This is a genomic window from Rhodococcus sp. YH1 (assembly GCF_009939605.1).
Lineage (GTDB): Bacteria > Actinomycetota > Actinomycetes > Mycobacteriales > Mycobacteriaceae > Rhodococcus > Rhodococcus aetherivorans.
This window is the reverse complement of sequence record NZ_WVTE01000111.1, coordinates 1-7,556: the sequence shown is the minus strand read 5'-3', so window position 1 is coordinate 7,556 and position 7,556 is coordinate 1. Positions and strand designations below refer to the sequence as shown.

Genomic DNA, 7,556 nt, shown 5'->3' with positions numbered 1-7,556 from the left:
CCGCGTACGCCGCCACCGCGGCGGACAGCCCCCTCGTCAAGACCACCATCGAGCGGCGTGAGCTCGGTCCGCTCGACGTGCTCATCGAGATCAGGTACGCCGGGATCTGCCATTCCGACGTGGCCGAGCCCGCCCATCCCGATCACGGCGACCTTCCTGCCCGGTCCGGCGCCCCAGTGCCGGAGCGGGGAGAACAGGGTGATGCCCGCGCAGAGCAACGGCGCCGCGGCGTCGAGCGCAAGACCGTCGGGGATCTTCAGGACGAAGTGCTCGGTGACGACGATGTGGGTGGAGTAGCCGCCCTGGGTCACCTCGCCGTCGCGGCCGACGGCGTTGTAGGTGCCGGTGACCCGGCTGGTGCAGTACTGCTCGTCGCCGCTGGTGCAGGCCTCACACGCGAGGCACGAGTCGACGAAGCAGCCGACGCCGACGCGATCGCCGACGGCATGCCTGGTCACCTCGGCGCCGACGGCGCTCACCACCCCGACGATCTCGTGCCCGGGAACGACGGGGTAGCGGGTGCCGCCCCACTCGTTGCGGGCGGTGTGGATGTCGGAATGGCAGATCCCGGCGTACCTGATCTCGATGAGCACGTCGAGCGGACCGAGCTCACGCCGCTCGATGGTGGTCTTGACGAGGGGGCTGTCCGCCGCGGTGGCGGCGTACGCGGCAACGGTAGTCATGCAGACATGCCTACCGGCCGGCGACACGACGCGCACCCGCGGGGGCTGTCCGCGGGTGCGCGTCGACGGAGGCGGCCTGCCGGCCTACTGCCCGGCCGCGCGTCGCCGCAGACGACGTGCGGCGGCGACGAGGTTGCGCAGCGACGGCTCGAGCTGCCAGTAGTGCCGGGTCTTGAGCCCGCCGTCCGGATTCGCCCACAAGCGGTCGAGTTCGACGGATTCCGCTGCGGTGCTGAGCAGTTCGTCGAGTTCGTCGATGTCGGGGATGCGCGCCGATCGGCTCTCGTAGACGCCGGGGCCGACACCGTGCGTGAGGGCCTTGTCCTTGATGGCCTCGAGCACCCAGCGGATCGAGCGGGTCGCGACGATCGCCGTGACGTCCGCGTCGAGCCGTTCGATCGCGTCGACCACCGACGCCTGACCGGAGTAGGTCAGGTGCGTGTGGATCTGCGTCTCGGGCTTGGCGCCCCCGGTCGCGAGCCGGAACGCGTCGACCGCCCAGTCCAGGTACTCGGCCCGGCCGTCCTGCCGCAACGGCAGCAGTTCCCGGATGGCGGGCTCGTCGACCTGGATGATGGCGATGCCCGCCCGCTCGAGGTCGGCGATCTCGTCGCGGATGGCGAGCGCCAACTGGTCTGCCGTCTCGTGCAGGGGCTGGTCCTGACGCACATACGACCGCGCCAGCATCGTGACCGGGCCCGTGAGCATGCCCTTGACCGGCTTGTCGGTCAGCGACTGCGCGAACGCGATCCACTCCACCGTCATCGGCTTCGGCCGCACGATGTCGCCGTAGAGGATCGGCGGGCGCGTGCACCGCGACCCGTACGCCTGCACCCAGCCGAAGTGCGTCGTGGCGAAGCCCTCGAGCAGCTCGGCGAAGTACTGGATCATGTCGTTGCGCTCGTGCTCACCGTGGACGAGCACGTCGAGGCCGATGTCCTCCTGCAGCCGGACGGTGGACTCGATCTCCTCCTGGATGCGCTTGACGTAGTCGTCCCACGACATGCGGCCCTCGCCCAGCTCGTAGCGGGCCTTGCGGATCTCGTCCGTCTGCGGGAACGACCCCAGCGTGGTCGCCGGCACCGGCGGCAGCTTCAGCCGCTCCTGCTGCGCGGCGCGCCGCTCCTCGTACGGGACGCGGCGCCGGTGCTCGGGCCGCAGGGCGTTGACGCGGGCGCGGATCGCGTGCTTCTGCTTGAAGTGCACCGACGTCGGCGGCTTGCGCCACCGTTCCTCCGCGCCGGTGGTCAGCGCCTTGGCGAGCGAGACCACCTCGCCCACCTTCTGCTTGGCGAAGGCCAGCCGGTCCGCCACGTCGCCGGGGATGTCGTACTCGGCGAGCACGTCGTAGGGCACGTGCAGCAGCGAGCACGACGTGGAGACCACCAGGTCGGGCGTCACGGCCGCGAGGCTGCTCAGGTACTCGAGCGTGCGGTGCCGGTCGGCCTTCCACACGTTGCGGCCGTCGACGACCCCCGCGTAGATGCGCTTGCGCTTGAGGCCCGGCACCGCGGCCAGCTCCTCCGCGCTCATCCGGCCGTTGACCAGGTCGAGACCGATGGCCTCGACCTTGGTGGCGGCCAGGATGGGCAACGCCTCACCGAGGTGACCGTAGGGGCCGGTGACGAGGAGGCGCGGGCGCAGCGGCGCGTGGGAGAGCGTGTCGTAGGCGCGCGCGAAGGCCGCGAGCTCCTCCGGGGTGCGGTCCTCGGTGAAGGAGGGCTCGTCGAGCTGCACGCACCAGGCGCCGGCGCGCGCGAGCTCCGCGAACAGCTTCTCGTACTCGGGCAGCAGCCGGTCGAGCAGCTCGAGGGTGGAGAACCCGTCCTGCTCCGACGTCTGCGAGACCTTGGACAGCAGCAGCAGCGACACCGGACCGAGTACGACCGGACGCAGGTCGATACCGCGGGCCTTGGCGCGCTCGAACTCGTCGAGCACCGCCGCCGAGTTCAGCGCGAAGGTGGTGTTCTCGTCGAGCTCGGGCTGCCGGTAGTGGTAGTTGCTGCCGAACCAGCGGACCAGCTCGAGCGGCGGGAAGTCCTCGCGGCCCCGGCACAGCGTGAAGTAGAAGTCGAGCGGGTCGAGCTCGCCGACGAGCGGGCGGAACCGCTCGGGGATCGCACCGAACAGCAGCGCGTTGTCGAGCACGTGATCGTAGTAGGAGAACGTGTTACCGGGCACCTGGGTGAGCCCGGTGGCGGCGAGCTCGCTCCAGGTGGACTCCTGGATCTCGCGGGCCACCGCGACGAGCTCGTCGCGGGTCCCGGTGCCGTGCCAGTAGGCCTCGAGGGCACGCTTGAGTTCACGACGGGGTCCGATGCGCGGATACCCGAGGATGCTCGAGCCGTATCCGTCTGCAGTGCTGGCCATTCGGGGTCGACCTTTCCCTCGATGCACCTCGCGCCCGTGTCCCGACAGTCAGCGCGGCGGCTGTGCTGTCGGCACACGGGCGCCGAGGTGCGGTGTGGTGCTACCTACCTAGCTGACTTTCTTGGCGGCACGACCGTTGTCGGCATATTCGTAGAAGCCGGCGCCCGACTTCTTGCCGACGAGGCCGGCCTCGACCATACGCAGCAGGAGCGGCGGAGCCGAGTACAGCGGCTCCTTGAACTCCCCGTACATCGAGTCGGCGATCGACTTGACCGTGTCCAGGCCCACCAGATCGGTGAGCGCGAGCGGACCCATCGGGTGGGCACACCCGAGGACCATCGCCTTGTCGATGTCCTCCTTGGTGGCAAAGCCGGACTCGACCATCCGGATCGCCGACAGCAGGTAGGGCACGAGAAGCGCGTTGGCGATGAAGCCGGCCCGGTCGGAGGACCGGACGACCTGCTTGCCGAGCACCTCGGAGGCGAAGGCCTCCGCGCGCTGGGAGACCGCGGGGCCGGTCTTGAGCGTGGTGACCAGCTCGACCAGCGGCAGCACCGGAACCGGATTGAAGAAGTGCATGCCGATGACCCGCTCGGGCCGGGTGGTGGCGATGCCCAGCTTCATGATCGGGATCGACGAGGTGTTGGACGCCAGCACCGCGTTCGGATCCGTGACGATCTTATCGAGTTCCGCGAAGATCTCGGCCTTGACCTTCTCGTCCTCGACGACCGCCTCCACGACGAGCTGGCGATCGGCGAAGTCGCCGAGATCGGAGGTGAAGCGCAGCCGCCAGGCGGCCTGCTCACGCTCCCGTTCGGTGATCTTGCCGCTGCTGACACCGCGGTCGAGGGACCGGAGGATGCGGGCACGCCCGGCAGCCGCGAGTTCGCGGGACTGCTCGTACACAAGTACGTCGACATGAGCGCGTGCGCACACCTCGGCGATACCTGCGCCCATGATCCCGGCGCCGATCACGCCGACGCGCTGAATCTTTTCGCTGGTCACGTCAGCTCCTACTCGTCATGTGGGGGGTCGTGAAAGGGGTTCTGACAGGGGGTGGATACGGCGGCGGCGGGACCTGGTCGTCCGAGATCCCGCCGCGCACCTACATCCGGTTGCCGGTTCCTAGTGGAACTGGCCCTCCTCGGTGGAGCCCTTGAGGGCTGCCGTGGAGGTGTTCGGGTCGACGGTGGTGGCGATGGCGTCGAAGTAGCCGGCGCCGACCTCACGCTGGTGCTTGACGGCGGTGAAGCCACGCTCCGCGGCGGCCTTGAACTCGCGCTCCTGCAGGTCGACGAATGCGGTCATCCCCTGGCGGGCGTAGCCGTGGGCCAGGTCGAACATGCCGTAGTTGAGCGAGTGGAAGCCGGCGAGGGTGATGAACTGGAACTTGAAGCCCATCGCGCCGAGCTCCTTCTGGAACTTCGCGATGGTCGCGTCGTCCAGGTGCGCCTTCCAGTTGAAGGACGGCGAGCAGTTGTAGGCGAGCAGCTGGTCCGGGAACTCGCTGCGGACGGCCTCGGCGAACTTCTTGGCGACCTCGAGGTCCGGCACGCCGGTCTCCATCCAGATCAGATCGGAGTACGGCGCGTAGGCCTTGGCACGCGCGATGCAGGGCTCGATGCCGTTCTTGACGCCGTAGAAGCCCTCGGCGGTGCGGGTGCCGTCGAGGAACTCACGGTCACGCTCGTCGACGTCGGAGGTCAGCAGCGTCGCCGCCTCGGCGTCGGTGCGGGCGATGACGACCGTCGGGACGTCGGCGACGTCGGCCGCGAGGCGAGCCGAGGTCAGGGTGCGGATGTGCTGCTGGGTCGGGATGAGCACCTTGCCACCGAGGTGACCGCACTTCTTCTCCGACGCGAGCTGGTCCTCCCAGTGCGAGCCGGCGACACCGGCCGCGATCATGGCCTTCTGCAGCTCGTAGACGTTGAGCGCGCCACCGAAGCCGGCCTCACCGTCGGCGACGATCGGGGCGAGCCAGTTGTCGACCGAGGTGTCGCCCTCGATCTTGGCGATCTCGTCGGCGCGCAGCAGCGCGTTGTTGATGCGGCGGACGACCTGCGGCACCGAGTTCGCCGGGTACAGCGACTGGTCCGGGTAGGTGTGGCCGGACAGGTTCGCGTCACCGGCGACCTGCCAGCCGGACAGGTAGATGGCCTTGAGGCCGGCGCGGACCTGCTGCACGGCCTGGTTGCCGGTGAGGGCGCCCAGCGAGTTGATGTAGTCCTCGTTGTTCACGAGGTCCCACAGAATCTCCGAGCCGCGGCGGGCGAGGGTGGCTTCCTCGACGACGGTGCCCTGCAGCTTGACGACCTGCTCGGCCGTGTAGTTGCGGGTGATCCCCTTCCAGCGCGGGTTGGTGTCCCAATCCTTCTGGATTTCCTCAGCGGTCCTCGGGGTGCCGGTGGTCGACATCTAAGCTCCACTCTCTAGATCGGATCCGCGCCGGACGCTCTGCAGTACGTGCGTACTACTTCACATCCTTCGCGAACCTTTCGGATGTACCACTCGACAATGACACACCCGGAAAGTGCCGTCTACCTGTTGCTAGTGCCAATCTTCGCTAGTTTTTCCCGAGGCTTTGCAAAGGTTGTAAATCTTTGGCGCGTCCAACGAACCCGGCCCGGACCCCGGTAGCTACCCGTCGGTAGCAATCACCTCGGCATTGTTCCCCGGCGGGCGCGCCGCCCGGCAGCCGACGACACTGCCCCGCACCCGCGGCCCACCAGCGACGGAGCCGCGGATCACCACGAAGATTGTGATGAGTTTCACACCCGGAGGTCCGGCAAATCGGGAAGTCGCCCCGGTCGAATCGGGGGTCGGCCAGGATCGCTCGACTACCATGTGCGCGTTGACCAGTCGGGGCCGGTCACGCCGCTCGGGCGTGCCCACTCCCCACTCGCACACGAGTCGAGGAGGGCGCCATCCTTTCCGCCACGTCGAAGCCGGTGATCGAGGCCACCCTCCCGGTCGTCGGCGCCCACATCGGCCAGATCTCCGAACTGTTCTACGAAAAGCTCTTCGCGGCCGCGCCGTCGCTGCGGACCGACCTGTTCAACCGCACCAACCAGGAGAACCGGGAGCAGCAGAAGGCGCTCGCGAGCTCGGTCGCCGCCTTCGCGACGCTCCTCGTCACCGAGGACGCCGCCGACATCGACGCGATCATGGCCCGGATCGCTGCCAAGCACGCCTCGCTCGGCGTCCAGGCCCCCCACTACGACGTGGTCCGGCACCAGCTGTTCGCCGCGATCGGCGAGGTGCTCGGCGACGCGGTCACCCCCGAGGTCGCCGCGGCCTGGCGCGAGGTCTACACGCTGATGGCCAACTCGCTCATCGAGCAGGAGTCGGCACTCTACGACAAGGCCGGCGTCCGGCCCGGTCAGATCTGGCGCGTCGTCGTGGTCACCGACGTCCAGTTCGACGGCGCGGAGGTCGCGACCCTGACCCTGCGCTCCCTCGAGGGCAGCCCGCTTCCGGATTTCCTTCCCGGACAGTACATCTCCGTCGCGACCACCCTGGGAGACGGCACCCGGCAGATCCGCCAGTACACCCTCGTGCGCAGCCACGTCCCGGGGGAGTGGGCCGTCACCGTCAAGCGGGTCCCGGGCGGGATCGTCTCCCAGCTCCTCGTCGGCGGCGTCGGCATCGGCACCGAACTCGTCGTCTCGCATCCGTTCGGCAGCCTCGTCGTCGAGGACGCCGACGCTCCCCTGGTGCTGATCTCCGCCGGCATCGGCGTCACCCCGACGCTCGCGGCGCTGCAGCACCTGGCGGCGCACCGCTCCGAGCGCGAGGTCCTGGTCGTGCACGTCGACCGGTCCAGCTACGACCATGCGCGGCGCGCCGAGACGCAGGCCCTGGTCGACCGTCTGCCGCGGGCCCGCATGCTGACCCGCTACTCCGAGTTCGAAGAGCTCCGCGAGGACGGCCACACCCCGCTCGACGGGGTCGAGCTGCCGAAGGATCCGCAGGTGTACGTGTGCGGTCCCGTCCCGTTCATGCGGTCGATCCGGCAGGCGTTGCTCGGCGCGGGAGTCTCGCCCGACGCCGTCCACTACGAGGCCTTCGCGCCGGGGTCCTGGCTGGGACTCGAGTAGAGCGCTAACGTTGCGAACCTGTCGTTGCGAAGCTGCGTAGACGCTCGTACGCTGGGCTGATGCCAAAGACGTTCGTCGGCGCCCGCCTGCGCCAGCTGCGCACCGAGCGGGGACTCAGCCAAGCGGCGCTGGCCAAGACCCTGGAGATCTCGGCCAGCTACCTCAACCAGATCGAGCACGACGTGCGGCCGCTCACCGTACCGGTCCTGCTGCGCATCAGCGAGGTCTTCGGTGTCGACACCACGTTCTTCTCGTCACAGGACGACACCCGGCTCATCGCCGAGATGCGGGAGGTGGCCCTCGATCAGGAGATGGGCATCGACGCCGACGCCCAAGAGATCGCCGCGATGGTGTCGGCGCACCCCGGGCTGGCGCGGGCCATGGTCAACATGCACCGGCGGTTCCG

At 68.9% G+C, this 7,556-nt stretch carries 6 protein-coding genes; 2 read left to right on the top strand and 4 right to left on the bottom strand.

From position 1 onward, the window contains the following. From AIIKEEIJ_RS10800 to aceA, 4 genes are all read right to left on the bottom strand, one after another. Positions 1–683: alcohol dehydrogenase catalytic domain-containing protein (locus AIIKEEIJ_RS10800; RefSeq protein WP_238406300.1), on the bottom strand; the 683-nt coding region annotated here is incomplete at its 3' end. An 84-nt stretch (positions 684–767) separates the two neighbouring features. Next, a complete protein-coding gene (metE, locus tag AIIKEEIJ_RS10795) occupies positions 768–3,053 on the bottom strand; it encodes a 5-methyltetrahydropteroyltriglutamate--homocysteine S-methyltransferase (RefSeq protein WP_006932986.1) in 2,286 nt (761 codons plus the stop codon). A 108-nt stretch (positions 3,054–3,161) separates the two neighbouring features. Continuing rightward, entirely contained in the window at positions 3,162–4,058 is an 897-nt protein-coding gene (locus AIIKEEIJ_RS10790) for a 3-hydroxybutyryl-CoA dehydrogenase (RefSeq protein WP_161995619.1), read from the bottom strand. Between the two features lie 120 nt (positions 4,059–4,178). Beyond that, positions 4,179–5,468 carry an isocitrate lyase gene (gene aceA / locus AIIKEEIJ_RS10785; protein WP_006932982.1) on the bottom strand — a complete coding sequence of 430 codons (1,290 nt, stop codon included), beginning with the start codon at positions 5,466–5,468 and terminating at the stop codon, positions 4,179–4,181. Positions 5,469–6,001: 533 nt separating this feature from the next. Between aceA and AIIKEEIJ_RS10780 the strand changes: the two genes are divergently transcribed. Continuing rightward, positions 6,002–7,150 (top strand): globin domain-containing protein, encoded by a 1,149-nt coding sequence (locus AIIKEEIJ_RS10780; protein WP_161995618.1) that lies wholly within the window; start codon positions 6,002–6,004, stop codon positions 7,148–7,150. A gap of 59 nt (positions 7,151–7,209) precedes the next feature. After that, positions 7,210–7,556 (top strand): helix-turn-helix domain-containing protein (locus AIIKEEIJ_RS10775; protein ID WP_161995617.1); only part of this gene is annotated, 347 nt, incomplete at its 3' end.